The following is a 26,735-nucleotide window of genomic DNA, read 5'->3' on the forward strand; positions in this document are numbered from 1 at the left end:
AGCAGTTGCGAGATGAGGGATACGAGTCGAGAGTATGCATCATTTTCTAGCATTGAGCAGGTAACCTGTAGAGTTGATCTGCTCGCTTAAGGAGATCCCCAACTCGCTCGTTCCTCGCTCTTGAGGATGACGACATTGTTTCGTTTTATAGGCTCCGTCATTCCCTAGGCTGACGGAGGAAGGAATAGGGAATCTCTTAAGTTTCTTTATAAACTAAATGAGATCCCCAACTCGCTCGTTCCTCGCTCTTGAGGATGACGACATTGTTTCGCTCTATAAGTACCGTCATTCCCTAGACTGACGAAGGAAGGAGTAGGGAATCTCTTAAGGTTCTCTATAAACTGATTGATATCCCCAACTCACTCGTCCCTCGTTCTTGAGGATGACGAGTAACTATAAATTTGTATCCTTCGATTAGGCGGGCTAATTAGAACTCTAATGGACTCAACTTAGAGAGTTCATAAGTAATTCGTCATTCCCTAGACTGACGGAGGAAGGAGTAGGGAATCTCTCAAGGTTCTCTATAAACTGATTGATATCCCCAACTCACTCGTCCCTCGTTCTTGGGGATGACGATATTATTTTATTCGTTCACTTCGCACTCTTGGGGATGACGATATTATTTTATTCGTTCACTTCGCACTCTTGAGGATGACAGAGTTGAGAGCGTACAAAAGAAAAGGGGTTGATGTTCTCACATCAACCCCTTTTAACATTATGATTTATAGTAACTATTCACGTTCGTGAAGTGCTTTAAAGTCACGTTGTTCTTCACCAGTATACAGCTGACGAGGACGACCGATACGGTTCGTCGGATCGCTGTGCATTTCGTTCCAGTGCGCAATCCAACCGATGGTACGAGACATCGCGAAGATTACAGTAAACATAGATACTGGAATACCGATTGCTTTCAGAATGATACCTGAGTAGAAATCTACGTTCGGGTATAGTTTCTTAGAAACAAAGTACTCATCAGAAAGAGCGATACGCTCAAGTTCCATTGCTACGTCTAGTAGTGGATCTTGGATGTTTAGCTCTTTAAGTACTTCGTGACACGCTTCGCGCATTACTGTTGCACGTGGATCGTAGTTCTTGTAAACACGGTGACCGAAGCCCATCAAACGGAATGGGTCATCTTTGTCTTTTGCTTTCGCAACGTATTCTTCAATGTTATCTACGCTACCGATCTCTTCAAGCATGCGCAGACAAGCTTCGTTTGCACCGCCGTGAGCTGGCCCCCAAAGTGATGCGATACCTGCTGCGATACACGCAAACGGGTTAGCACCAGATGAACCAGCAAGACGCACTGTTGACGTAGAAGCGTTCTGTTCGTGGTCAGCGTGTAGAGTAAAGATTTTATCCATTGCACGAGCAACGATAGGGTTCACTTCATACTCTTCACATGGGTTTGCAAACATCATGTGTAAGAAGTTTTCTGCGTAGCCTAGGTCGTTACGTGGGTAGATAAACGGCTGACCGATTGAATATTTGTAACACATTGCAGCCAGTGTTGGCATTTTTGAAATCAGGCGGTATGCCGCAATTTCACGGTGTGTATCGTTGTTGACATCAAGTGAGTCGTGGTAGAACGCCGCTAGAGCGCCTACAACACCACACATTACAGCCATAGGGTGAGCGTCACGACGGAAGCCGTGGAAGAAACTAGCGATTTGCTCATGCACCATAGTGTGACGTGTCACGGTAGTCTTGAACTTTTCGTACTCAGTTCGAGATGGGGCTTCACCGTAAAGAAGTATGTAACATACTTCTAAGTAATCAGCGTTATTGGCAAGTTGGTCAATTGGATAACCACGATGTAAAAGAATGCCTTTTCCACCGTCAATAAAAGTGATTTGAGACTCACAGGATGCAGTGGCAAGAAAACCAGGGTCAAAAGTGAAAAAACCATTAGAACCTAGTGTACGAACATCGATCACTGGAGTACCAAGTACACCTTCTGTAATCGGCAGCTCGATTGGCGCTTGACCTTCAATGTGAAGGGTAGCTTTCTTATCCGCCATAACAATCTCCTTTGTTTATTATTTAATCCGTCCAGGATGTTTATGTGCCATTTTTTTACTGGTCTTACGTGGGAAAGTCAATTTTTCTGAAGCTTTGTGTGCACTTGTTAGTGTTTTTTACATTAAATTCGTTAAAAATCTGGTCTGTGTAGCATTATTTGTTACATCAATTGTATTAGAATGTTGCCAGCCGTATAGTGGCGCTGAAAAGTTTGGTTAAAACCTTATAAATGCAAGGCTAAGAAGAAATGTGAGGTGTCTTTCTTAATCGAGCAGTTAACAATTATTTTACAATTATCTAAGGCTCAACTTCAGTTATTTGTTAAGTTAATGTTAAATTTTGAAGGTTTGCAATCAAATTTTGTCCATAACAATATCATAAGGTTATTTAATGACCATAATGCTCAATGGAGCTGAGTGAGCAAGCCCGTGAAAGAAAGAAAGACAAGACCTGTTAATTTAGATTTACAGACCATCCACTTTCCAATCACAGCAATAGCTTCCATCCTACACCGTGTGTCTGGGGTGATAACTTTTGTCGCGATTGGAATTTTGCTTTGGTTACTATCCATTTCCCTCTCATCCCCAGTAGGCTTTGCCGAAGCTAGCGACATTGTCGATGGTTTCTTCGTGAAGTTTATTCTGTGGGGCATTTTAACCGCTTTGGCTTACCACATTGCTGGTGGTATTCGTCACCTTCTTATGGACCTTGGTCACTTTGAAGAGCTGGAATCTGGCGCTAAGAGCGCTAAGGTTGCATTCGCAGCAACAGCGGTATTGTCTCTACTAGCGGGGATCTTAGTATGGTAAACAACGTTTCTACTTTTGGTCGTAATGGTGTCCACGATTATCTATTGATTCGTGCTACTGCCATCATTATGACGCTTTACACTATCTACCTAGTTAGCTTCTGTGCTTTCTCTGGTGATATCTCTTACGCATCTTGGACGCAATTCTTTGGTGGAACCTTCACTAAAGTCTTCACCATGTTAGCGCTTACTTCTGTTTTGGTTCACGCGTGGATCGGCCTATGGCAAGTACTAACTGACTACATCAAATGCGCAAAACTGCGTGTTGGTCTTCAAGTCGGTGTTGTTGCAGTTCTTCTTGGATATTTCTTCTCTGGTCTGTTTATTTTGTGGGGTGCGTAAGTGACTATTCCTGTTCGTGAGTTTGATGCCGTAGTTATCGGCGCTGGTGGTGCAGGTATGCGTGCCGCACTGCAAATTTCTGAGCAAGGCCTTTCTTGTGCATTGCTTTCTAAAGTTTTCCCTACTCGTTCTCATACGGTTTCAGCGCAAGGCGGCATCACTGTTGCTCTTGGTAACGCGCATGAAGATCATTGGGAACAACACATGTACGACACAGTAAAAGGTTCTGATTACATCGGTGACCAAGACGCTATCGAATACATGTGTAAAAACGGTCCTGAGTCGGTAATCGAACTTGAAAAAATGGGCCTACCTTTCTCTCGTTTTGAGAACGGTACTATTTACCAGCGTCCTTTCGGTGGTCAATCTAAAAACTTTGGTGGTGAGCAAGCGGCTCGTACCGCAGCTGCAGCCGACCGTACTGGTCACGCTCTGCTACACACGCTTTACCAACAAAACATTAAACACAAAACGACCGTTTTCTCTGAGTGGTATGCACTGGATCTTGTTAAGAACGAAGATGGTGCAATCTTAGGTACTACTGCGCTTTGTATGGAAACCGGTGAGGTTTGCTACTTCAAAGCGAAGGCAACAATCCTTGCTACCGGTGGTGCTGGTCGTATCTACGCATCAACAACCAATGCTCACATTAATACTGGTGACGGTGTTGGTATGGCGATTCGTGCTGGCGTTCCTATGCAAGACATCGAAATGTGGCAGTTCCACCCAACGGGTATCGCTGGTGCAGGTGTATTGGTAACGGAAGGTTGTCGTGGTGAAGGTGGTTACCTTCTCAATAAAGACGGCGAACGCTTCATGGAACGTTACGCACCAAACGCTAAAGACTTAGCGGGTCGTGATGTTGTTGCTCGTTCAATGATGGTTGAAATTCGTGAAGGTCGCGGTTGCGATGGCCCTTGGGGTCCACACATCAAGCTTAAGCTTGATCACCTAGGTAAAGAGACACTTGAATCTCGTCTTCCTGGTGTATGTGAACTTTCTCGTACCTTTGCTCACGTTGATCCAGTGAAAGAGCCAATCCCAGTAATCCCGACATGTCACTACATGATGGGTGGTGTTCCAACACAAGTTTCTGGTCAAGCTATTAAGCAAACCGAAGATGGCAGAGATGTTGAAATCCAAGGTCTATTTGCTTGTGGTGAAATCGCATCAGTATCAGTACATGGTGCTAACCGTCTAGGTGGTAACTCACTGCTTGATTTAGTGGTATTTGGTCGTGCGACAGGTCTACACCTAGGTGAGACACTGAAGAAGCAAGACGAAGCGAAACCTGCAACTGAAGCTGACATTGAGCGTTCACTAGAGCGTTACAACCGTTGGGAAAACAGCACAGACGGCGAAGATCCAGCGCAAATCCGTAAAGATCTTCAGCAATGTATGCAGAACAACTTCTCGGTATTCCGTGAAGGCAAAGCAATGGCTGAAGGCCTAGAAGAGCTAAAAGCGATTCGCGAGCGTCTGAAGAATGCACACCTATCTGATAAGTCTACAGAGTTCAACACTCAACGTATTGAGTGTCTAGAGCTTGAAAACTTGATGGAAACGGCATTCGCAACCGCTGTTGCTGCAAACTTCCGTACAGAGAGCCGTGGCGCACACGCTCGATTCGATTTCCCTGACCGTGATGATGAGCAATGGCTATGCCACTCACTTTACAACCCAGAGTCAGAGAGCATGACTAAGCGTGGTGTAAACATGGAACCTATCCATCGTGAAGCGTTCCCACCAAAAGCACGTACGTACTAAGGAGATATGACCATGAAACTGAATTTCTCTTTATACCGTTACAATCCAGATGTCGACCAGAAGCCTTATATGAAGGAATACACTCTAGAAGTGGATGAAGGTTCAGACATGATGCTTTTGGACGCGCTTATTCTGTTGAAAGAGCAAGATCCAACAATCTCATTCCGTCGCTCATGCCGTGAAGGTGTATGTGGCTCGGATGGTTTGAACATGAACGGTAAGAATGGCCTAGCGTGTATCACGCCATTGTCTGCGCTTTCTGGCCAAGACAAGATTGTGATTCGCCCACTGCCTGGCTTACCCGTTGTTCGTGACCTGATTGTAGACATGACTCAGTTCTACGATAACTACGAAAAAGTGAAGCCATTCTTAGTGTCTGATGGCAATGTGCCACCGGCTCGTGAAAACTTACAAAGCCCTGATGAGCGTGCTCATTTAGATGGATTGTACGAATGTATCATGTGTGCATGTTGTACAACGTCATGCCCATCGTTCTGGTGGAACCCTGACAAATTCATCGGACCAGCAGGCCTGCTTGCAGCGTACCGTTGGCTAATTGATAGTCGAGATACAGCGACAGACGAACGTTTGTCCGATCTTGATGATGCATTTAGCGTTTTTCGTTGCCATGGCATCATGAATTGTGTAAGTGTTTGTCCTAAGGGATTAAATCCGACGAAAGCGATTGGTCACATCAAGACCATGCTAGTGAATCGTTCGGTTTAAGTTATATAAAAATTGCCGCCCTAGAAGTTTTGGGGCGGCCTTTTAATAGCTCGGCATAGACCGCAGCAAACGTGAAAACTACTGGTTAAGGGAAAATATGCACAACGGCGTGATGAAGGCATGGCTCGAGTCTTCACACTTGGCTGGCGCCAATGCAACGTACGTAGAAGAACTCTATGAACTGTATCTAAGTGACCCAGATTCGGTAAGTGACGAATGGAGAAGTGTTTTTGAAGAACTGCCTGTGCAAGCTTCAGAGGCAGTGGAACAACCACACTCTCGTGTTCGTGAATACTTCCGTCGACTCGCTCAAGAAACAAAGCATTACAGTGTCCAAGTTAGTGATCCAGATGTCGATGCGAAACAAGTAAAGGTTCTGCAACTTATTAATGCCTATCGATTCCGAGGGCATCAAGCAGCAAATCTAGACCCCCTAGGTTTATGGAAAAGAGCGACAGTTGATGAACTCGACCCTTCTTTCCACACTCTTACCGAAGATGACCTCAATGAGACGTTTAACGTCGGCTCTTACGCCATTGGCCAAGAGACGATGGTGCTTAAAGATCTCTACAAATCTCTAAAGCAAACGTATTGTGGCTCTATTGGTGCTGAATACATGCACATGACAAATACAGAGCAAAAGCGTTGGATCCAACAACGTTTAGAGTCTGTATCTGGTCAACCCTCTTTCAACAAAGAAGAAAAGCAAGCTTTCCTAGAAGAGCTAACTGCTGCTGAAGGTCTTGAGCGCTATCTTGGTGCAAAATTCCCAGGCGCAAAACGCTTCTCGTTGGAAGGTGGTGATGCTCTTATCCCAATGACGAAAGAAATTATTCGTCATGCTGGCGGACAAGGCATGCGTGAAGTTGTTGTTGGTATGGCTCACCGTGGTCGTCTAAACATGTTGGTCAACGTGCTTGGTAAAAAGCCACAAGACCTGTTTGACGAGTTTGCGGGCAAGCACGATGACACGTGGGGTACTGGTGATGTGAAGTACCACCAAGGCTTCTCTGCGGACTTCGCAACGCCAGGCGGCAACGTTCACTTAGCACTAGCATTTAACCCATCTCACTTAGAAATCGTAAACCCGGTAGTTATCGGTTCAGTACGTGCACGTCAAGATCGCCTTGGTGATAATGATGGTAGCCGCGTACTTCCAATTACTATCCACGGTGACTCAGCTATCGCTGGTCAGGGTGTAGTACAAGAGACGTTTAACATGTCTCAAGCGCGTGGTTTCTGTGTTGGTGGTACGGTTCGTATCGTTGTAAACAACCAAGTTGGTTTTACAACGTCTAACCCTCGCGATACACGCTCTACGATGTACTGTACCGATATCGCGAAGATGGTTCAGGCTCCGATTTTCCACGTTAACTCTGATGATCCAGAAGCGGTTGCGTTCGTTGCGCGTCTTGCATTGGATTACCGTAATACGTTTAAGCGTGATGTTGTTATTGATTTGGTTTGTTACCGTCGTCACGGTCACAATGAAGCCGATGAGCCGAATGCAACACAGCCTTTGATGTACCAAAAAATCAAAAAGCACCCAACACCACGTAAGCTTTACGCTGACGTGCTAATGGAGCGCGGTGAGTTTGGTATTGATACAGCAACTCAGCTAGTTAACGAATATCGTGATGCACTTGATCACGGTGAAGTTGTGGTTAAAGAGTGGCGTCCAATGGCACTTCACTCAGTAGACTGGTCTCCTTACCTAGGTCACGACTGGAACATCGAGTGGGATAACAAGATTGATATCGAGCGCCTGAAAGAGCTTGGTACCAAACTTTGCCAATACCCAGACAGCCACAAGCTGCAAAGCCGAGTAAATAAACTGTACAACGATCGTACTGCCATGGTGAATGGTGAGAAACAAGTCGATTGGGGTATGGCTGAAACTCTGGCTTACGCAACACTTGTTGACGACGGTAAGCGTATTCGTATCTCAGGCCAAGATTCAGGTCGTGGTACGTTCTTCCACCGTCACTCAGTACTGCACAATCAATCAGATGCAAGCACGTATGTTCCTCTTGCGAACATTCATGATAAACAAGGGCCATTCCAAGTGTTTGACTCGGTGTTATCTGAAGAAGCGGTACTCGCATTTGAGTATGGTTATGCAACAGCAGAGCCAAGCGGTCTAACCCTTTGGGAAGCACAATTTGGTGACTTCGCAAACGGTGCACAAGTTGTTATCGACCAATTCATTTCATCAGGTGAGCAAAAGTGGGCACGTCTATGTGGTCTAACTATGCTGCTTCCTCACGGTTATGAAGGCCAAGGCCCAGAGCACTCTTCTGCACGTCTTGAGCGTTACCTTCAGTTATGTGCTGAACAAAATATGCAGGTTGTTGTTCCTTCAACACCGGCACAGGTTTACCACATGATTCGCCGTCAGGTTGTTCGACCAATGCGTCGTCCACTGATTGTAATGTCACCTAAGTCATTGCTTCGTCACCCTCTGTGTACTTCTTCTCTTGAAGATTTGGCAGAAGGCACGTTCCAACCAGCTATCGCAGAAATTGATGACCTGGCGCCTGAGAACGTAAAACGCGTCGTGTTCTGTTCAGGTAAGGTTTACTTTGACCTGCTTGACCAAAGACGTAAGAACGAGCAAGACGATGTCGCTATTGTACGTATTGAGCAACTTTACCCGTTCCCTTATGAGGACGTGAGGGCTGCCATCGCACAATACACAAATGTAGTCGATTACGTTTGGTGTCAAGAAGAGCCACAAAACCAAGGTGCTTGGTACAGTAGCCAACATAATTTCCGAGCTGCTATCCCAGTAGGTGCTGATATTCAATACGCAGGTCGTCCTGCATCAGCATCACCAGCTGTTGGCTATATGTCGGTACACTTGAAACAACAAAAAGCGTTAGTTGACGACGCTTTGACCCTACTTAAGAACTAGAAGTAAAAGGAAAATACGCACATGACAATTGAAATTCTGGTTCCAGATTTACCTGAATCTGTGGCTGATGCAACAGTTGCTACTTGGCACAAAAAACCGGGCGAAGCGGTTGCACGTGATGAAGTCATTGTAGATATCGAAACTGATAAAGTAGTTCTAGAAGTACCGGCTCCTGAAGCGGGTGTTCTGGAAGCTATCATCGAAGAAGAGGGTGCTACGGTACTTTCTAAGCAGCTTCTGGCTAAAATCAAGCCGGGTGCTGTCGCTGGTGAACCAACGAAAGACACCACTGAAGATACAGAAGCATCTCCTGACAAGCGCCATAAAGCTGCGCTAACAGAAGAGAACAACGACGCACTAAGCCCAGCTGTTCGTCGCCTGCTTGCTGAGCACAACCTACAACCAGCTGACGTTAAAGGCACTGGTGTTGGTGGTCGTATTACTCGTGAAGACATCGACGCACATCTAGCAGCAGCGAAAGCGGCAGCAGCATCTACACCAGCAGTTGAAGCGCCAGCAGCGGCTCGTAGCCAAAAACGCGTGCCTATGACTCGCCTACGTAAGACAGTTGCAAACCGTCTTCTAGAAGCGAAAAACAGCACAGCAATGCTGACTACTTTTAACGAAGTGAACATGAAGCCAATCATGGACCTTCGTAAGCAGTACAAAGACCAATTCGAGAAGCGTCACGATACGCGTCTTGGTTTCATGTCTTTCTACGTGAAAGCAGTAACAGAAGCACTGAAGCGTTTCCCAGAAGTGAACGCTTCTATCGATGGTACAGATATCGTTTACCACAACTACTTCGACATCAGCATGGCGGTATCTACGCCACGTGGTCTAGTGACTCCAGTACTGAAAGACTGTGACACACTAGGTTTCGCTGATATCGAAAAAGGCATCAAAGAGCTAGCAATCAAAGGCCGTGACGGCAAGCTAACGGTTGATGAACTGATGGGAGGCAACTTCACTATCACAAACGGTGGTGTATTTGGTTCTCTAATGTCTACGCCAATCATTAACCCGCCTCAAGCGGCAATTTTGGGTATGCACAAAATCCAAGACCGTCCAATGGCTGTTGATGGCAAGGTAGAGATTCTACCTATGATGTACCTAGCGCTTTCTTACGACCACCGTCTAATCGATGGCCGTGAATCAGTTGGCTTCCTAGTGACCATCAAAGAGCTTCTAGAAGATCCTGCACGTCTGCTATTAGACGTTTAGTATCGCTAAAACGTCTAGTTAACCCCGTTAGCTAGACGTAAAAAGTTTCAAAGGCTAGGCTGCTCAACGTCTGGCCTTCAATTGAACTGTAAAGCCATTAGAAAATGGACAGCAGTTGATTTGAGAAGACCCTACAGACGTAACACAGGAAACTGTGTCGTTATGGAAATAATAATCCCTTAAGGGAAAATAAACGGAATATCAAAATGAATTTGCATGAATACCAAGCCAAACAGCTGTTTGCAGAATTCGGTTTGCCTGTACCAGAAGGTTTCGCATGTGATACTGCACAAGAAGCTTTCGAAGCTGCAGGTCGTATCAGTACAGCCAAGAAAGTCGTTAAGTGTCAAGTACACGCTGGTGGCCGCGGTAAAGCGGGCGGCGTAGAGCTGCATGACACCAAAGAAGGCGTTAAAGAGTTTGCACAAAAGTGGCTAGGTAAAAACCTAGTGACTTACCAAACAGACGCTAATGGTCAGCCTGTAACAAAGATCCTAGTTGAAGAAGCATCAAACATTGCTAACGAACTTTACTTAGGTGCTGTTGTTGACCGCGCAACGCGTAAAATTGTATTCATGGCGTCAACTGAAGGCGGTGTGGACATTGAGAAAATCGCTGAAGAAACTCCAGAGTTGATTCACCAATCAGCGATCGATCCTCTAGTAGGCCCTCAAGCTTACCAAGGCCGTGAACTGGCGTTCAAACTTGGTCTAGTTGGCGATCAAATCAAACAGTTCGTTAAGATCTTCATGGGTCTTGGCCAAATGTTCTCTCAGTACGACCTAGCTCTACTAGAAATCAACCCGCTTGTAATTACTGGCGAAGGCAACCTGCTTTGTCTAGACGGCAAGATCAACATCGACTCAAACGCGATGTACCGTCAGCCTAAACTGCGTGAAATGCACGATCCATCTCAAGAAGATGAGCGCGAAGCACACGCAGCACAGTGGGAACTGAACTACGTAGCACTAGATGGTAACGTTGGCTGTATGGTTAACGGTGCAGGCCTTGCTATGGGTACGATGGATATCGTAAACCTACACGGCGGCAAGCCAGCAAACTTCCTTGATGTAGGCGGCGGCGCGACAAAAGAACGTGTAGCTGAAGCATTCAAGATCATCCTTTCTGATGACAATGTTAAAGCAGTACTCGTAAACATCTTCGGTGGCATCGTTCGTTGTGACATGATCGCTGAAGGTATTATCGGTGCAGTTAAAGAAGTCGGCGTAACAGTTCCTGTAGTTGTTCGTCTAGAAGGTACAAACGCAGACCTAGGTCGCGAAGTACTTGCTAATTCTGATGTTGATATCATTGCAGCTGAATCTCTAACAGATGCTGCTCAGAAAGTTGTTGCTGCTGCGGAGGCTAAATAATGTCTGTATTAATTAACAAAGACACTAAAGTAATCTGTCAGGGTTTCACTGGCGGTCAAGGTACATTCCACTCAGACCAAGCTATCGCATACGGCACGCAAATGGTTGGTGGTGTTTCACCTGGTAAAGGTGGTCAAACTCACCTAGGCCTTCCAGTATTCAACACAGTACGTGAAGCGGTAGAAGTTACTGGCGCAACAGCAACAGTTATCTACGTACCAGCTCCTTTCTGTAAAGATGCAATCCTAGAAGCGATTGATGCAGGTATCGAACTGATCGTAACGATCACTGAAGGTATCCCTACAACAGATATGATCGACGTTAAAGTGAAGCTAGAAGAAACTGGCGTTCGCATGATCGGTCCTAACTGTCCAGGTCTTATCACTCCAGACGAGTGTAAGATTGGTATCATGCCTGGTCATATCCACAAGAAGGGTAAAGTAGGTATCGTATCTCGCTCAGGTACTCTGACATACGAAGCAGTTAAGCAAACAACAGATGAAGGCTTTGGTCAGTCTACATGTGTTGGTATCGGTGGTGACCCTATCCCAGGTTCAAACTTCATTGATATCCTAAAACTTTTCCAAGAAGACCCAGAAACTGAAGCAATCGTAATGATTGGTGAAATCGGTGGTACTGCGGAAGAAGAAGCGGCTGAGTTCATCAAAGCAAACGTAACTAAGCCAGTTGTATCTTACATCGCTGGTGTTACTGCTCCTCCGGGCAAACGTATGGGCCACGCAGGCGCAATCATCTCTGGCGGTAAAGGTACTGCTGAAGATAAATTCGCAGCACTAGAAGCAGCAGGCGTTAAGACTGTTAAGTCTCTTGCTGACATCGGTAAAGGCCTACGTGAAATCACGGGTTGGTAATCAGCTGACTTTTATCGATTGAGATAGAAGTTAACTGAACGATATTAAAAAGGCTTGGTCACTGACCAAGCCTTTTTTTATGTTCTCGGGATACGAGATACGAGATCGTACTGCTAAGCTCGGCTCCTAACCATTTGAGATAGCATAAACATCGCAGCTGCACTGATAACAACAGACGGGCCAGCTGGCGTGTCATAGAACCAAGACAAGCTTAGCCCTCCGAAGACTGCAATAGAGCCAATAACCGATGCGAGGAAGGCCATTTGCTCGGGTGTATTCGCGAATTTTCTTGCTGTAGCTGCTGGGATGATCAGTAGCGATGTCATGATTAACGCACCAACAAACTTCATACCGACAGCAATCACGATACCGACCAATAGCATCAGAATCAGACGCATTAAATCAATGTTGATGCCATCAACCGCCGCGAGATCTTCGTTAACCGTCGTTGATAGTAGTGGTCGCCAAAAGATAGCAAGCACCAATCCAATCACAGCAGCACCCGCATAGATGAACACTAAATCCGTTGGAGATACTGCCAGCAAGTCACCAAATAGGTAGCTCATTAGGTCAACACGAACGTTATCTAAGAAACTGACAGCAACCAAACCAAGTGATAGCGCACTGTGCGCCAAAATACCGAGTAGGGTATCGGTTGCGACCAGCTTTTGTTTTTGTAAAGTCACTAGCAACACGGCCAGCATCAAACAACAAATCAGCAGCGTGAAATACAAGTTAATGTTGAACAGAAAGCCAAGTGCTAAGCCCATCAAAGAAGCGTGAGCAAGCGTGTCACCAAAGTAAGCCATCTTACGCCACACCACGAATGAACCTAGTGGGCCTGCAATTAGTGCAATACCCAAACCCGCCAAAATAGAGGGAAGAAGAAACTCAAGCATTAGTGGTGTCCGTGTTTATGGTTTGAACATTCATGTGCACCGCCCGTTACTGGTTGGCCTGCAAGGTCATGATGGTGATGTTCGTGTTGGTGATGATAAAACGCTAGTGTCTCTTGGGTCGCAGTGCCAAAGAGCGCAATATACGAAGGATGGTGTTTGATGTCTGCAGGTGCGCCTGAACAGCAGATGTGGTGGTGCAAACAGATAACATCGTCTGTTTTTGCCATCACTAAATGCAGATCGTGTGAAACCATAAATACGGCACAACCAAAGCGGTGACGAATGGTGTCAATCAAGTCATACAGGTCAATTTGCCCTTGAACGTCGACGCCTTGAGCCGGTTCATCGAGAACCAGTAGGTCTGGTCTTCTTAACAATGAACGAGCAATCAGCACACGTTGGTTTTCACCGCCGGATAGCTGGTGCATGTTACTCTTCTGCAGATGTTCAGCACCAACGAGCTTCAATGCTTCAAGGATTTCTTGCTGACTGAACTTGCCAGTGAGCTTTAGAAAACGCTCTACGTTGAGCGGTAGTGAGTCATTGAGCTTTAATTTTTGTGGTACATAGCCAATTTTCAGTTTTTTAGCTTTTGTTATTGTGCCTGAAAATTTGGTCTGTAGACCCAGTACCACTTTTACTAATGTCGACTTTCCTGCACCGTTTGGCCCAATTAGGGTGGTGATTCTGCCGCGCTCTAAATTTAGAGAGATGTTGTCTAGAACTTTTCGACCGTCAAATTCGACGCTCACAGAATCTAGTTGGATTAAGTTATCCATGAATAGAACTCATTTGCAATTCGCTAATGTTATAATGTAACATTTACCTCAAGCCTAAGCTACTTTTCTATTATCGAGGGATTATGTCACGTTCATCTTTTATACTTGCTACTTTGCTTTTAGCGCCAAGTGTCGCAAGTGCCAATACTATTCTAACAAGCTTTAAACCAATTCAAATGATTGTGACGGAATTAACGCAGGGCGTTAGTGAACCGGATGTGCTAATGAACAGCAATGCTTCGCCGCACGATTATGCGCTTAAGCCATCTGATGTCAAAAAAGTTCACAGTGCCGATATGGTTATCTGGTTTGGTCCTGACCTAGAAGCCTTTCTGACTAAGGTGATTGGTTCAAAAGAAAACGTTATCAAGATCAGTGAGATTCCAGGAATTAACTTGCGTGAGTTCGGGCATGATGACCACGATTCTCATGAAGGACATAATCATGGTAGCCATGACCCGCATTTTTGGTTAGGTATCGACCAAGTTGAAGTAGCCGCAAAATATATCTCAGCAAAGTTGATTGAATCTGACCCTGATAACGCAATGGCGTATCAAGAAAACCTAGATTCTTTCTTGCTTGCTTTAAAAGAAAAGCAGCAGTCTATCCATGAACAACTTGCGCCAGTGAAAGAAAAAGGTTACTACGTATTCCACGATGCGTATGGCTACTTTGAGCAAGAGTTTGAACTGAATAACTTAGGCCACTTCACGGTGAGCCCAGAGCGTAAACCGGGTGCAAAAAGCCTGATCGCGATTAAGAAAACGCTAGTACGCGACAATGTTCAATGTGTATTCTCAGAGCCTCAATTCACTCCTGCTGTGATTGAATCAGTGACTCGCGGAAGTAACGCTAAGCAAGGCCAGCTTGATCCTATCGGTTCAACGGTTGAAGTGAAGAGTGGAAGTTATTTTGATTTTCTTCAGCAACTTACAGATAGCTACACAAGCTGCTTAAGCGGGAAGTAATTCATAACGAGTATTCTTTACTCTACTTTGCTCTCGTTAATTTATGAATCATGCCGCTTTTTGCGGCATTTTCGTGACCGCTAAGATAAAACCTCCCAACAAATAGCAAACCTCCTTTCTCCTTTTCTAATTTCCGCTAAAATAGAAAGATAATAATAAGCACAAAAAAACTCAGTTTTTGGTTAAGCAACGATAAGACGTTGTGGTGCCCAAAATTTCATGCGTTGTTGCTGTTCAGGATTAAGAGTTGTATCGAATTATCTTCAAAATGTTCATCTTAATGAGCATTTCATTTAGCGTTCTAGCGGTAAATACCTCACCCTCCGTTTTCTATCCTTTGCCCGTTCAAGCGCAAGGGAATTTCCTTGCGGCTAAAAACTTGTATTTAGGTGCCGGAGGCGGGCTTTGGGTTCATGATGTACATGGAAAAGTACTCTTTTACGATGGTCGAACTCTATTCCCTCGCAAGGGGAGCTTATTGCAATTTTCTTCGGAAAGAGTCGCGTTTCTGAACGATGAGTTTTGGACATTTTTCGATAACGAGGTGTATCGACATAACCCTGGAATTGGCAACGAATTGGCGTTTAGCCTAAGTCCCGGTGCTGAAATAACCAATATCGGTGCATCAGGCGATTATATTTGGGTTACTGACGGCAGTAATTTCTATACCTACAACACTCAATCTTTAGAATTCAACACTTACTCTCTGCTCAAATTGTACCGATACAATAACAGCAGTGACATTGCGATTAACGACGCTGAGTGGGTGTTATCAAAGTGGGTGCTAGCGACCAGTTCTGGCGTTTACCTTTCTGAGAATCAAGAGTTTACCCATGTCACCGCATCCGACAAAAATCATATTGAGACGGTTTATTTTTCGAATGCTCGACGTGAGTTAGTGATCGGTACTTTAAATGGTGCTGTGATTGTAGATCTCGCGAACCCAGATAAAGAGACCATAGTTAAAGGGTCGCATGTTCTCTCGCTGGCCGAAACTTCGGACCAGTATTGGATTGGTACAGAACATGGCCTTATTAGCTACAACTTTATTACGGGACAAATTACTCGATTCGAACAAGCCGCTAATCAAGACTTCTCGTTACCGGGTGAGAAAATATATTCGTTGATAAACGATCATGCTGGTGGCATGTGGATTGCGACAAACAACGGTATCCGATATTTCTCACTGTTTAGTAAGACCTTCTCGAGAACCCCCCTAACTGGAATGGGCATGCATTCGAGTAGTGTGGTGATCAATAAAGTACTGCCTGTCAGTGACCACCTATCTTGGGTCGCGTCCTCAATGGGGCTCTACTTAGTTGATTCTGAAAGTGAAGAGAACCCAATTCGTGTTTATTCTAACCCTGTTAATGATTTTGAGATCTTTGGCTCTTCCATTTGGTTGGCGACTGAACAAGGCATCATCAGTCTAAATACGGAAACGCTACAACCCAAAGCCCTTGATTTACCAAGGCCGATTAAGGGAGTACACGTTGAAAACCTTGCACTTCAAGCCGATAACGTTCTTTGGATGACCTCTGGGCAAAACCTCTATTCGTTATCTATCGAAACCATGAAACTGACGAGTTATGGCACCGACTGGTTAGTCGACAAGTTCTTGCCTGCGAAGATCACCGCTCTCAATGTAGGCTTGCTAGGTCGCATCTATATAGGAACGGATCATGGCTTCTACTCGTTCATTGATAAGCGAATTAGCTTTAGTCGTTCCAGCGAACGGTTTGGCAAAGTCGTCGATATTGAAAAAGCGAAGGATGGAGCGCAGTGGTTTGCGAGCAGTTATGGCGTGTATCGAATCCCGGATGACAGCTCTATTATTCAAGAAATCACTCTTGTTGAAGACAATATTAGCCCCAACTGCCTGATAAGCGATGACAATGGTGTTTGGTTAGGCTCTTCGAAAGGCATCAGTTATTACGGATTGGATGGGCAACTGCATAAACACATCGGTTCGCCATTTGGTTTGATCACCAATGAATTGGCGGCAGGAGTGTGTGCTCTGTTTTACAGTGAAGATAGCCAATCCTCGAGGCTTGTTTTCGGCTCAAAGTATGGCGTAGTCAGCGCGTTATCTAACGAGTTACTGGTATCAACAACACCTCATAGCCGTGCCTTGTTGAGTAAGATCAGTGTCGACCAACAAACGGTGTCACTTGGCGGGAAAACGGCTGAACTGGATGAGATTCCTTATGGCTCATCGATGGGGTTTAAGCTGGGCATCTTACCAGCAACGTTTGCACCAGCGATGGAATATCGACTGAGCGACGATGAACCATGGAGTGAGTTTGAAGGGGGCTTGTTAACGCTCGACCATCTTCTTCCTGGGGATTACACACTTGAAGTGAAGCCGGTTAAGGACTCCCATTATCGCTTTGTATCAACCAATCAAAGCTTCTCGATTGCGGAGCCTTGGTATCTGACCAATTGGGCTGCCGCAAGCTCTCTGATGTTACTGATTGGCGTTGTGACTATTTTGGTCTTTTGGCGCTCTCGTTATGTCACTTTTGCCAACCGGCACTTAAAAGCGCAAGTTGCACTGAAGACGGATCAATTGAGGCACCAAAGCCGGATATTACTCGCGACTAATCAACAGCTTAAAAAGCAGCTATCCGTTAAGAATGCGCTTGTGTCTCATACTGCCAATGAACTCTCTTCTGAAGTGAATCATATTGCTGCGATGATCCCGAATTGGAATGACGAGCATGGGAAGTCGCCAATTCTAACCTTGAAAAATGGCTTATCTCAATTGAGTAATACGCCTCAAGGAGAAGGGCAAGTTTGTTACGATATAATTTTAATCTTAGAAGCGGTACTCAAAGCTTGGCAGGATGATTTAGCCAAAGCTGGTATTGAACTGGATATTAAAGTCGAAACAAAACAACGATATGTCTCGTTGCTGTATTTTAATCTCGATATTATCTTCAATAGCTTGGTTGCGAGCATCATCAAGAGAAACTTTAAGTCGCAGAGTATGGTAGTTCTGGTTGAAGAGGTTAAGGAGCATCTTGTTGTGACCATTCGAGATCATGGGATGCCTTTCCCTAAACTGGCATCAAGCATGGGTGACAATACCGGAAAGTCGACCGACCTTAACATCGAAAAGCTGCCGCTATTGATGAATCAGAGCGGTGGTGAGCTTAATGCCTTTGTTTCGGAGTCTCAAAATAAGGTTCAGCTTTCGTGGCCAATTGAGTATCAAGTACTCGACAATCTCGAAGCCAGCACAATTGAACAGATTGAAACCATTAAGCTTGCCGCTTCAACACCAGAGCAGCAAAAACTGACAGCGGAACAAGAGTGGAAGAACAGAGTGTCGCAGCTTGTGAGTGAAAACTACGCTGATGCTGAGTTCAGTACTGCAACTGCCGCTAAGTATTTGTTTATGTCTGAGAGAAGCTTACAGAGACGCTTTAAATCGGCTTACAACAAGACCTTCAAAGAGCACTTGAATGAAGTACGTCTAGAGCATGCGTGTGAGCGCTTACTCGCTGGAGAGAAGATCTCTGATGTGGCGTTTGATTCGGGCTTCAATGACCCTTCCTATTTCAGTCAAAGGTTTAAGCACCACTTTGGCATGTCACCATCTAAGTTTGCTGAAAACAACGAAGAGTAGCGTGCAGCGGATACTCCACTAGAACCTAGAAAAGATATTTTAGCCTCGACATTCGTGTTGGGGCTTTTTTATGCTTCTACGAGATACGAGATACGAGATACGAGATACGAGATACGAGATACGAGATACGAGATACGAGATACGAGATACGAGATACGAGATACGAGATACGAGATACGAGATACGAGATACGAGATATGATATGGCCCCTAAAAAGTAGACACAGGGGTTTAGTTGATTAGTTCAAAGTCCATGGGACTCACTCCACCTAGAGTCCCATGTCTTCTTACTGGATTATAATAGGTATCGATATAAATTCGACTCTGCATCGTCATTTCTTGTCGTGAAAGCTGATCTAAGTTGTTCATCCACTCTTTCTTATATTGCGCAAAGAAGCTTTCGGAACAAGCGTTGTCCCAACAGTTTCCTTTTCTCGACATGCTGACTTTAATCTTTCGTTTACGGTGCCAACGGATCGTCTCCAACGCTCGATACTGTATACCTTGATCGGAGTGAAACAAAAGCTCGTGACCTAAGGGCTGCCTTTGTTTCCAAGCCTTATTCAGGCTTCTTAGCACTAACTTTGCGTTATTAATGCGACTTGTCGACCAACCAATCACTTTGCGTGAAAACAAATCTAAGACGACGCACAGGTATTGCCAACCATCAGTACAGCGCACCTGAGTTATATCTGACACCCAAACTCGATCGGGTTTATCCACCTTAAATTGACGGGCAAGAATGTTATAGGCAGGTATAAGCGTATTTTGTCTTGGTGCTCGTCCATATCGCTTCTTGCTCGCGCAAGAGCGATAGCCCATATTCTGCAGAAGCCTCTGTACTCGCTTTTTATTACAAATAAAGCCGTTAGCGACCGCTGCTTCCCAAAGCTTTCGATAGCCTGGAATACAATACTGAGCTTTGCTTTCTCTCCTCAAGTAGTGACTTAAAGACTCATTGTCTGTCTCTCGCTTCGATGGTTTCCTTGTTAGCCACTTGTAATAACCCGCTTTAGAAACACCCAACCATTGGCATAGTCGTATGACAGGAAGCTTCACACTGGCCTTCTTAAGGATATACTCGAACCTTATTCTTTTTGGCTGTCGAAGAAAGCCTTCGCTTCCTTTAAGAAATCATTCTCCAGCTCTGCCATCTCAAGCTTCTTTTTCAATTGACGGATCTCTTTCTCCAGTTGTGCAAAGGATTTTTCGGGGCCGTGGTTAGGTATTGGGAGGGAGTTAGTCTTTTTCGATGTCATTTGGCATCTCCATTTAGAAAGTAGCACCGGCGATATTCCTAAGGATAGTGCTACTGACTTAACGGTATCAGAAGAATCGAGAGATCGCTGAACAGCTTCTCGTTTAAATTCGTCTGTATATTGTCTTTGTGATTTTACTTTCATGACACTCAATGCTCTGTATTAAGTGTCTACTTTTATGGGGTCACATCAGATACGAGATACGAGATACGAGATACGAGATACGAGATACGAGATACGAGATACGAGATACGAGATACGAGATACGAGATACGAGATACGAGATACGAGATAAATGGGGAGTTTAAAAAGGTTGTTGGGATAAAACAAAGGGAAGAAAAAAATATCGTGGCATAGCCGGGGGGACTATACCACGGGTGCCAATGACACCTTCGCTTGCTGCCGGAGTGATATAGCAAAGCCATATCACCTCTGGAATAAAATTAAAGAGAAGTAGTTTCTCTTCGATGGAGTAACTATACGTCCAGGTACTTATTTTACTTATAAAATTAACGACAGATACCTATGAGAAAACCGACATTATTTTAACTGATTGATAATTAATGATTTGTTGTGGTTTGGAAGGGGTTGTACTAGTGGGGTAGTTCTCGCTAGTTGTTGAAAGTAACGTTTTTGACGTAAACGTTTTTAACGAAATTTACGAGTATGTATTTTCGAAAACATTGATTTCACACAATAGAATTGTGGGCATGTATGTGTATCATAGCGTTAATAACAATCTTTCTCATTATCAGTCACGAATTGGGTACTTATGAAACTCTCACAACTAGAGCAAGGAAAGGCGGCTTCTATTGTTGCACTAACAGGTTTAACACCAGACGTAAGGAAAAAACTTATGGTCATGGGTATGTTGCCAAAAACCGAGGTGACGCTTATCCGTCGTGCACCTATGGGTGATCCGCTTCAAGTTGAAGTGAGAGGTGTTTCTATCGCCATTCGTGAAAGCATTGCAGAACAAATCGAGGTTATCTAAATGGATTATCAAGTTCTTACCGTTGGTAACCCGAATAGTGGTAAAACAACACTGTTCAATGCACTGACAGGTGCCAAGCAGCACGTTGGTAACTGGGTTGGTGTCACTGTTGAAAAGAAGACGGGTTTATACTCGCACGCAGGTGATCAGTTTCAACTAACGGATTTACCGGGTATCTACGCACTAGACAGTGGTAATGATGCGAACAGCATCGATGAATCTATCGCGTCTCGCGCTGTTTTAACTCACCCAGCAGATGTGATCATCAATGTTGTCGACGCTAGCTGTCTAGAACGAAGCTTATACATGACATTACAACTACGTGAGTTGGGTCGCCCAATGATCGTTGTGTTGAACAAAATGGATGTATTGAAGCGCGAACGTCAGGTGATTAACCTTAAAGCACTAGAGAAAGAGCTAGGTTGCCCAGTTCTAAGCTTGTCTGCAAACGATAAAGGTCAAGTGGTTCGCTTTAAAGAGCGTCTGCATAAACTGCTTGTTCAAGGTGTGAGCCTTGACCCTATCTCTATTGATTACGATGCCGCGTTAGAAGCTCTTATCCCTTCTGTTGAGTCACAATTTGATGATGCTGACGTATCTCACCGAGCGCTCGCGATTCGTGCTTTAGAAAATGATTACTTGGTATTGAATGGACTGGCTCCACAAACTCGCACTCAAATTGATAGCGTGCGTCTTGGTGCTGATTTCGATATTGACCTTGCTGTTGCTGACGCTAAATACACTTTCTTACATGACCTTTGTAAACGTGTTCGTCGCAGCGAAGGCAAACTAAGCCGTAACTTTACAGAGAAAGCCGATCAATTCATTTTGAACAAATGGGTCGGTATTCCTTTCTTCTTCGTCATCATGTACCTAATGTTCATGTTCTCTATCAATATCGGTAGTGCGTTTATCGACTTCTTCGATATTGGTGTTGGGGCAATATTAGTTGATGGTGGACACCACTTATTAGATGGCCATTTACCAGTTTGGTTAGTCACTGTACTTGCTGATGGTATTGGCGGTGGTATCCAAACGGTTGCGACCTTTATTCCTGTTATCGCTGCGCTTTATCTATTCTTAGCGGTACTAGAAAGCTCAGGCTACATGGCTCGTGCTGCATTCGTACTTGATAAAGTGATGCAGAAGATTGGTTTACCGGGTAAAGCATTTGTCCCACTTGTACTGGGCTTTGGTTGTAACGTGCCTTCAATCATGGCAACTCGCACTCTTGACCAAGAGCGCGAACGTAAACTGGCAGCATCAATGGCGCCGTTTATGTCATGTGGTGCTCGTTTACCGGTATACGCACTGTTCGCAGCGGCGTTCTTCCCTGGTGCAGGACAAAACGTAGTATTCGCTCTGTACATCATGGGTATCGTTGCTTCTGTGTTTACGGGCCTTTTCCTGAAAAACACGATCTACCCAGGTAGCAGCGACAGCTTAGTGATGGAAATGCCAGATTACGAATTGCCGACAGTGCAAAACGTAATGCTGAAAACTTGGCAGAAGCTGAAGCGTTTCGTACTTGGCGCAGGTAAAACAATCGTGATGGTTGTGGCTATTCTAAGCTTCCTAAACTCTCTAGGTATGGACGGTAGCTTTGGTAACGAAGACAGCGAAAACTCAGTACTGTCTAAAGCGGCTCAGGTTGTAACACCTGTATTCCAACCAATTGGTATTACTGAAGAGAACTGGCCTGCAACGGTTGGTATCATCACAGGTATTTTCGCTAAAGAAGCTGTTGTAGGTACATTAAATAGCCTATACACAACGCCTTCTGATGAAGAAGCGGCTGAGTTTGACTTAGCAGCAAGCCTGCAAGAAGCGGTAATGACAATCCCTGAAAACCTAGCCGGTTTGAGCTACTCAGATCCATTGGGTATTGAAGTTGGCGACTTGTCTGATTCTAATTCTGTAGCAGCTGACCAAGAAGTCGATACCTCTATCTTTGGTAACTTGAAAGACAAGTTTGTATCTGGTCATGCGGCATTCGCTTACTTGATTCTTATCCTGCTTTACACGCCTTGTGTGGCCGCGATGGGTGCTTATGTTCGTGAATTTGGTCAGACTTTTGCACGCTTCATCGCGGTTTGGACGATGGCTCTTGGTTACTTTGGTGCGACTTTCTACTACCAAGCGGCAAACTTTGCTGCACACCCAGTGACAAGTGCAGTATGGATGGTGGCGATTGCTGGTGGTTTTGTTGTGACGTATCGCGTCTTCAAGAAAGTGGGCAGTAAGCAGAAAGTACTAGAGGTGCAAGTAGTATGATTTTAACTGAACTTCATCAATACATTGATAGCCAAGGCGTTGCGGCTCGTAAAGAGCTCGCTGCAAAGTTTGGCATGAGTGAAGATGGCATCGATGCGATGCTGAGTGTGTGGGTCAGGAAAGGGAAAGTATCTCGCTTGGTCGATACGAATAAGCATGGTCATACAACGCGTATTCGCTACACCATCAGCAAACAAGATGGTTTGTCGCTTAACGTGATGATGTAGTTCAGGTCTTCATTATCTCGTTGAAAAAGGCGAGATTAGAAAAATAAAAAGCCGCTTATCTTGAACTGACCCCCAATAGTTGGACACCAATTATTGGGGGTCTTTTTATGTCCAAATATAGCCGAGAGCTAAAATGTATCATTGCTAAGCAATACTTAGATGGCACGTCATCTCTCTACTTAGCAAAACAATATTCAATTTCTTCAAGGCAGATACGGTATTGGGCTCAAGTCTTTGCCATCCATGGTACTGATTCATTTTTACCAACTAATCATGCCGCGACTGCTCAAACAAAACGAAAAGCATTGAATTTAATGTGGACGAATGAATGGTCTCTCACGCACACTAGCGCTGTATTAAACCTCTCATCCCCTGGAATACTCTCTGTCTGGCTTAAACGATTTAATGAGCTCGGTATCAAGGGGCTCGAAATGCGCCAGAAAGGAAGACCCTCAATGAAACAGCAACCTCAACGTACCACTAAGCCTGATAATGAAATGACACTTGAGGAGCTAAAAGAGGAGTTGGTCTACTTACGAACCGAGAATGCCGTTCTAAAAAAGTTGGAAGAGTTGGAGCAGAAAAAAAACCGTCGAACAAAGAAAAAGCGGTCATAGCTCTAACTCTTAAAGGCAAGTACCCATTAAAGCACTTACTGCACACTCTACAGTTGGCAAAAAGTGTCTTTTATTATCAGGCTCAAACGAGCAAGCGCCAAAATAGCTACGAACGTGAGCTGCGGTTGATAAAGTCAATTTATCATGAACATAAGGGGCGATACGGCTACCGCCGTATTCACTTGGAACTAAAGAATCAGGGGTTCGTGCTTAATCACAAAACGGTTCAAAGGCTTATGGCTCAGCTCAACCTTAAATCGACGGTCAGGATTAAAAAGTATCGTTCATACCGAGGAGAGTCAGGAAAAGCTGCTCCCAACGTTCTTGAAAGAGATTTTAGTGCGACTCAACCCGATGAAAAGTGGGTAACTGATGTCACGGAGTTCAAAGTCAAAGAGCAGAAAGTATACTTATCTCCCGTTGTCGACTTGTTTACTCAGGAGGTGGTTGCTTATAGAGTGGCCAAAAATGCCTGCTTGCCGCTTGTCACAGATATGCTGACGGAAGCTATATCAACGCTTAAACCCAACTCAAAGCCAATTATACATAGCGATCAAGGTTGGCAATATCGCCATCGACAGTATCAGAAAAAGGTAGCGGAGAGTGGGTTAACGCAAAGCATGTCGAGAAAAGGTAACTGCTTGGATAATGCTGTTGCTGAAAACTTTTTTGCTTTACTCAAAACCGAGATGTATCACAACCAAAGCTTTGAAGATGCAGATGCTCTGATAGAGCAGATTAAAGAATACATCGAGTACTACAATACCAAACGTATAAAAGTGAAACTAAAAGGCCTGACTCCGATAGAATATCGAACTCAGGCCTTGAAAGCCGCTTAACAGAAATGTCCAACTTTACGGGGTCACTTCATCTAAGATGAGCGGCTTTTTGTTATGTGTCTTTTCTGAAGTGTTTTGCTTTAAAGCTCAATGAGATGAACTCGAATTATGCTTTCTTGAAGATAGAGCTCAGTGACAGAACGTTTTGAATACGAGTCAGGATAGCAGCTTGATCTTCTTCATTGCGCTGTTCACCTTTGGTATTTCCCCATACTGGGCCAGGCCAAGCAATGTCGTCTTTAAAGCGTGCAATATGGTGAATGTGCAGTTGTGGCACCATGTTACCCAGCGCACCAAGGTTCAATTTGTCTGGTTGGAACGTGGCTTCTAGTGCTTGGCTTACCGCCTGAGATTCATGTAGGAACTGCTGTTGCTCTTTCATTGGTAAGTGGTGCAACTCTTTTAGGTTGGCACGTTTTGGTACCAAGATAACCCAAGGCACTGCGTTATCTTTGTGCAGCAGAGCCAAGCTCAGTGGAAATTCGCCGATAAGTGTGGTGTCTTTCGCAAGTTGCGGGTGAAGTTCGAAGCTCATGATCTTTCCAATTAATTGTTTTACATGAGTATAAGGTCGGAGTTTGAATGTGGCTAGGGCTTACGTTCTCAATAAGCAGATTCCCTATCACGTTCGTGCCTCACTGTAGGGAGTGACGTTTGGGGAAGTGATGGTGTATTGCTTTGCTAGTGTTACGCGCCTAGAGGTGGATTCTCAATGACGTTGGTTCTTCACTAAAGGAAGTGACGATTGGGGAGAGTGATAACGAATTGGTTTTCTGTTGTGACGTGTTTTAGGGGCTTTGTTGCGTAATTAAATTTAGAGATAGAGCCAACCCGTTTCGCTTGTTTCTTAGTCAATACGACAAGTTTCAGGCATACCTAACCCAGTAAGCTTGTTCAACGCTTTTATCATCGCGTAAGTTTCACCCACCTGGGCATTGTAATTTCTTAAGCTCAGTTTCCCTCCTAGCAACTGTTTAACTCGATACATCGCTGTTTCTGAGAGTGAACGTTTGTGGTATCCATACCGCTCTTTCCAATACTTATTTGAGTCGTATAATTTCTGGCAACCCACGGCGAAATTTCGAGGGTGACCACGCTCCCAGAAGGCAGCCCCTTCTCTTGGGGGAATAAGCGCAATAGCTCCCTTAATCTTAATAGCAGCGTGACACGCTCTCGTGTCGTAAGCGCCATCACCAGACACCTCAAGGATACTTCGGCGTGTTTGTTTCAGTAAGTTCGGGAGTACTTCTCCATCTGTAACCGTCGATAAACTTAGCTCGGCGGCAATGATCTCATGAGTGTTGGTATCGACTGCAATATGCAGCTTTCGCCAGACTCTACGCTTGCCATCCGTCCCATGTTTTTTGACTTTCCATTCACCTTCGCCATAAACCTTAAGGCCAGTAGCATCAATGGCTAGGTGCTGTATCGCTCCTCTCGTTTTAGTCTTAAATGAAACCTCAACTTGCTTGGCTCTACGACTGATGCAGGTGTAATGCGGACAACTTAACGGTACATGGGCTAACCTAAATATCGAGTCGATAAATCCTTGCAGCGCTCTCAATGGCATAGAAAAAACTCGTTTGACCATGAGTGCTGTCGTGATAGCTAAATCACTGAACCGACGCGGCCTACCGCGCTTATTCTGTTTGCTTTGCGCCCATCCGCTTATTGCTTCTTCATCAATCCAAAAAGTCAGAGAACCACGGTTAATGAGTGATCGGTTGTATTGCTTCCAGTTGGTTGTTTTATAACGAGGCTTAGGCATAGGACTACGAGATAGAGTGGAGGTAGCTGATCAGATCGTAGGTTCTTGATTTAGTTCCATTGAATTACGCAACAAAGCCTGTTTTAGGATATTACCTATCACGTTCGTGCCTCACTTTAGGGAATGACGGGCGTGGAAAGTAATGGTGCATTGATTTGTTGGTGTTATTCGCTTGAGGTGGGTTCTCAATGACGTTGGTTCTTCACTAAGGAAGTGACGATTGGGGAGAGTGATAACGAATTGGTTTGCTGTTGTTACGTGTTTTAGGGGACTCCCTATCACGTTCGTGCCTCACTTTAGGGAATGACGGGCGTGGAAAGTGATGGTGCATTGATTTGTTGGTGTTATTCGCTTGAGGTGGGTTCTCAATGACGTGGTTCTTCACTAAGGAAGTGACGGTTGGGGAAAGTAATAACGATTTGGTGTGACTTGA

General features: G+C 44.7%; 21 protein-coding genes. 15 read left to right on the forward strand and 6 right to left on the reverse strand.

Going from position 1 to position 26,735, the window contains the following annotated elements; translation table 11 throughout:
- Positions 1 to 731 precede the first annotated feature (731 nt).
- A complete protein-coding gene (locus OCV20_RS04495) occupies positions 732 to 2,021 on the reverse strand; it encodes a citrate synthase (protein WP_048617859.1) in 1,290 nt (429 codons plus the stop codon).
- Between the two features lie 417 nt (positions 2,022 to 2,438).
- Between OCV20_RS04495 and sdhC the strand changes: the two genes are divergently transcribed.
- The 8 genes from sdhC to sucD all read left to right on the forward strand — a co-directional run bounded on the left by sdhC (position 2,439) and on the right by sucD (position 12,048).
- Positions 2,439 to 2,831 (forward strand): succinate dehydrogenase cytochrome b556 subunit, encoded by a 393-nt coding sequence (gene sdhC / locus OCV20_RS04500; protein WP_017061948.1) that lies wholly within the window; start codon positions 2,439 to 2,441, stop codon positions 2,829 to 2,831.
- Positions 2,825 to 3,172 carry a succinate dehydrogenase, hydrophobic membrane anchor protein gene (sdhD, locus tag OCV20_RS04505; RefSeq protein WP_010436768.1) on the forward strand — a complete coding sequence of 116 codons (348 nt, stop codon included), beginning with the start codon at positions 2,825 to 2,827 and terminating at the stop codon, positions 3,170 to 3,172. Before sdhC ends, sdhD begins: the two co-directional genes overlap by 7 nt.
- Complete coding sequence (sdhA, locus tag OCV20_RS04510; RefSeq protein WP_086774622.1) at positions 3,173 to 4,939, forward strand: succinate dehydrogenase flavoprotein subunit; 1,767 nt, start codon at positions 3,173 to 3,175, stop codon at positions 4,937 to 4,939.
- 12 nt (positions 4,940 to 4,951) lie between these two features.
- A complete protein-coding gene (locus OCV20_RS04515; protein WP_010436773.1) occupies positions 4,952 to 5,665 on the forward strand; it encodes a succinate dehydrogenase iron-sulfur subunit in 714 nt (237 codons plus the stop codon).
- A 97-nt stretch (positions 5,666 to 5,762) separates the two neighbouring features.
- Complete coding sequence (sucA, locus tag OCV20_RS04520; protein WP_050647361.1) at positions 5,763 to 8,579, forward strand: 2-oxoglutarate dehydrogenase E1 component; 2,817 nt, start codon at positions 5,763 to 5,765, stop codon at positions 8,577 to 8,579.
- Between the two features lie 21 nt (positions 8,580 to 8,600).
- On the forward strand, positions 8,601 to 9,803 hold the full coding sequence (odhB, locus tag OCV20_RS04525) for a 2-oxoglutarate dehydrogenase complex dihydrolipoyllysine-residue succinyltransferase (RefSeq protein WP_086774621.1): 1,203 nt from the start codon (positions 8,601 to 8,603) through the stop codon (positions 9,801 to 9,803).
- 206 nt (positions 9,804 to 10,009) lie between these two features.
- Positions 10,010 to 11,176, forward strand: coding sequence for an ADP-forming succinate--CoA ligase subunit beta (gene sucC / locus OCV20_RS04530; RefSeq protein WP_010436793.1), 1,167 nt, complete (start codon positions 10,010 to 10,012; stop codon positions 11,174 to 11,176).
- Positions 11,176 to 12,048, forward strand: a complete 873-nt coding sequence (gene sucD / locus OCV20_RS04535; RefSeq protein WP_004734209.1) for a succinate--CoA ligase subunit alpha — start codon at positions 11,176 to 11,178, stop codon at positions 12,046 to 12,048. The genes sucC and sucD overlap by 1 nt, the downstream gene beginning before the upstream one ends.
- 113 nt (positions 12,049 to 12,161) lie before the next feature.
- On the opposite strand, the gene znuB is transcribed toward sucD, so the two are convergent.
- Together znuB and znuC are read right to left on the reverse strand one after the other, a co-directional pair.
- Complete coding sequence (znuB, locus tag OCV20_RS04540; protein ID WP_086774620.1) at positions 12,162 to 12,947, reverse strand: zinc ABC transporter permease subunit ZnuB; 786 nt, start codon at positions 12,945 to 12,947, stop codon at positions 12,162 to 12,164.
- A complete protein-coding gene (znuC, locus tag OCV20_RS04545) occupies positions 12,947 to 13,726 on the reverse strand; it encodes a zinc ABC transporter ATP-binding protein ZnuC (protein WP_048617861.1) in 780 nt (259 codons plus the stop codon). Before znuC ends, znuB begins: the two co-directional genes overlap by 1 nt.
- Positions 13,727 to 13,809: 83 nt before the next feature.
- Between znuC and znuA the strand changes: the two genes are divergently transcribed.
- Together znuA and OCV20_RS04555 are read left to right on the forward strand one after the other, a co-directional pair.
- A complete protein-coding gene (gene znuA / locus OCV20_RS04550; RefSeq protein WP_050647363.1) occupies positions 13,810 to 14,694 on the forward strand; it encodes a zinc ABC transporter substrate-binding protein ZnuA in 885 nt (294 codons plus the stop codon).
- Between the two features lie 268 nt (positions 14,695 to 14,962).
- Positions 14,963 to 18,325 (forward strand): AraC family transcriptional regulator, encoded by a 3,363-nt coding sequence (locus tag OCV20_RS04555; RefSeq protein ID WP_238382815.1) that lies wholly within the window; start codon positions 14,963 to 14,965, stop codon positions 18,323 to 18,325.
- Between the two features lie 230 nt (positions 18,326 to 18,555).
- Here OCV20_RS04555 and OCV20_RS04560 read toward each other — a convergent pair.
- A protein-coding gene (locus OCV20_RS04560; RefSeq protein WP_108721736.1) for an IS3 family transposase occupies positions 18,556 to 19,727 on the reverse strand; the annotation gives its coding sequence in 2 pieces (ribosomal slippage) (positions 18,556 to 19,445 and positions 19,445 to 19,727; 1,173 coding nt in all).
- A 628-nt stretch (positions 19,728 to 20,355) separates the two neighbouring features.
- Here OCV20_RS04560 and OCV20_RS04565 point away from each other — a divergent pair.
- The 5 genes from OCV20_RS04565 to OCV20_RS04585 all read left to right on the forward strand — a co-directional run bounded on the left by OCV20_RS04565 (position 20,356) and on the right by OCV20_RS04585 (position 24,534).
- Positions 20,356 to 20,577 carry a FeoA family protein gene (locus OCV20_RS04565; RefSeq protein WP_004734203.1) on the forward strand — a complete coding sequence of 74 codons (222 nt, stop codon included), beginning with the start codon at positions 20,356 to 20,358 and terminating at the stop codon, positions 20,575 to 20,577.
- Complete coding sequence (gene feoB, locus OCV20_RS04570) at positions 20,578 to 22,851, forward strand: Fe(2+) transporter permease subunit FeoB (RefSeq protein WP_202910161.1); 2,274 nt, start codon at positions 20,578 to 20,580, stop codon at positions 22,849 to 22,851. It abuts the gene before it with no gap.
- Complete coding sequence (locus OCV20_RS04575) at positions 22,848 to 23,078, forward strand: FeoC-like transcriptional regulator (protein ID WP_086775977.1); 231 nt, start codon at positions 22,848 to 22,850, stop codon at positions 23,076 to 23,078. The genes feoB and OCV20_RS04575 overlap by 4 nt, the downstream gene beginning before the upstream one ends.
- 107 nt (positions 23,079 to 23,185) lie before the next feature.
- Positions 23,186 to 23,695, forward strand: coding sequence for a helix-turn-helix domain-containing protein (locus tag OCV20_RS04580; protein ID WP_086774936.1), 510 nt, complete (start codon positions 23,186 to 23,188; stop codon positions 23,693 to 23,695).
- Positions 23,692 to 24,534, forward strand: coding sequence for an IS3 family transposase (locus OCV20_RS04585; protein WP_108721729.1), 843 nt, complete (start codon positions 23,692 to 23,694; stop codon positions 24,532 to 24,534). Before OCV20_RS04580 ends, OCV20_RS04585 begins: the two co-directional genes overlap by 4 nt.
- Before the next feature lie 106 nt (positions 24,535 to 24,640).
- On the opposite strand, the gene OCV20_RS04590 is transcribed toward OCV20_RS04585, so the two are convergent.
- Both OCV20_RS04590 and OCV20_RS04595 read right to left on the reverse strand, forming a co-directional pair.
- Positions 24,641 to 25,069 (reverse strand): HIT domain-containing protein, encoded by a 429-nt coding sequence (locus tag OCV20_RS04590; RefSeq protein ID WP_048610423.1) that lies wholly within the window; start codon positions 25,067 to 25,069, stop codon positions 24,641 to 24,643.
- Between the two features lie 312 nt (positions 25,070 to 25,381).
- Positions 25,382 to 26,302 carry an IS5 family transposase gene (locus tag OCV20_RS04595; RefSeq protein WP_086773621.1) on the reverse strand — a complete coding sequence of 307 codons (921 nt, stop codon included), beginning with the start codon at positions 26,300 to 26,302 and terminating at the stop codon, positions 25,382 to 25,384.
- Positions 26,303 to 26,735: the final 433 nt, after the last annotated feature.

The sequence above is a fragment of the Vibrio coralliirubri genome, from assembly GCF_024347375.1.
In the GTDB taxonomy this organism is placed as follows: Bacteria; Pseudomonadota; Gammaproteobacteria; order Enterobacterales; family Vibrionaceae; genus Vibrio; species Vibrio coralliirubri.

Bases quoted from the DNA above. Each gene is read 5' to 3' on its own strand.
- sucC (WP_010436793.1), top strand. From the start codon at position 10,010: ATGAATTTGCATGAATACCAAGCCAAACAGCTGTTTGCAGAATTCGGT.
- znuC (WP_048617861.1), bottom strand. From the start codon at position 13,726: ATGGATAACTTAATCCAACTAGATTCTGTGAGCGTCGAATTTGACGGT.
- OCV20_RS04575 (WP_086775977.1), top strand. From the start codon at position 22,848: ATGATTTTAACTGAACTTCATCAATACATTGATAGCCAAGGCGTTGCG.
- sucD (WP_004734209.1), top strand. From the start codon at position 11,176: ATGTCTGTATTAATTAACAAAGACACTAAAGTAATCTGTCAGGGTTTC.
- OCV20_RS04580 (WP_086774936.1), top strand. From the start codon at position 23,186: ATGTCCAAATATAGCCGAGAGCTAAAATGTATCATTGCTAAGCAATAC.
- znuA (WP_050647363.1), top strand. From the start codon at position 13,810: ATGTCACGTTCATCTTTTATACTTGCTACTTTGCTTTTAGCGCCAAGT.
- OCV20_RS04595 (WP_086773621.1), bottom strand. From the start codon at position 26,302: ATGCCTAAGCCTCGTTATAAAACAACCAACTGGAAGCAATACAACCGA.
- OCV20_RS04565 (WP_004734203.1), top strand. From the start codon at position 20,356: ATGAAACTCTCACAACTAGAGCAAGGAAAGGCGGCTTCTATTGTTGCA.
- OCV20_RS04495 (WP_048617859.1), bottom strand. From the start codon at position 2,021: ATGGCGGATAAGAAAGCTACCCTTCACATTGAAGGTCAAGCGCCAATC.
- sdhD (WP_010436768.1), top strand. From the start codon at position 2,825: ATGGTAAACAACGTTTCTACTTTTGGTCGTAATGGTGTCCACGATTAT.
- OCV20_RS04555 (WP_238382815.1), top strand. From the start codon at position 14,963: ATGTTCATCTTAATGAGCATTTCATTTAGCGTTCTAGCGGTAAATACC.
- sucA (WP_050647361.1), top strand. From the start codon at position 5,763: ATGCACAACGGCGTGATGAAGGCATGGCTCGAGTCTTCACACTTGGCT.
- feoB (WP_202910161.1), top strand. From the start codon at position 20,578: ATGGATTATCAAGTTCTTACCGTTGGTAACCCGAATAGTGGTAAAACA.
- znuB (WP_086774620.1), bottom strand. From the start codon at position 12,947: ATGCTTGAGTTTCTTCTTCCCTCTATTTTGGCGGGTTTGGGTATTGCA.
- odhB (WP_086774621.1), top strand. From the start codon at position 8,601: ATGACAATTGAAATTCTGGTTCCAGATTTACCTGAATCTGTGGCTGAT.
- OCV20_RS04590 (WP_048610423.1), bottom strand. From the start codon at position 25,069: ATGAGCTTCGAACTTCACCCGCAACTTGCGAAAGACACCACACTTATC.
- OCV20_RS04515 (WP_010436773.1), top strand. From the start codon at position 4,952: ATGAAACTGAATTTCTCTTTATACCGTTACAATCCAGATGTCGACCAG.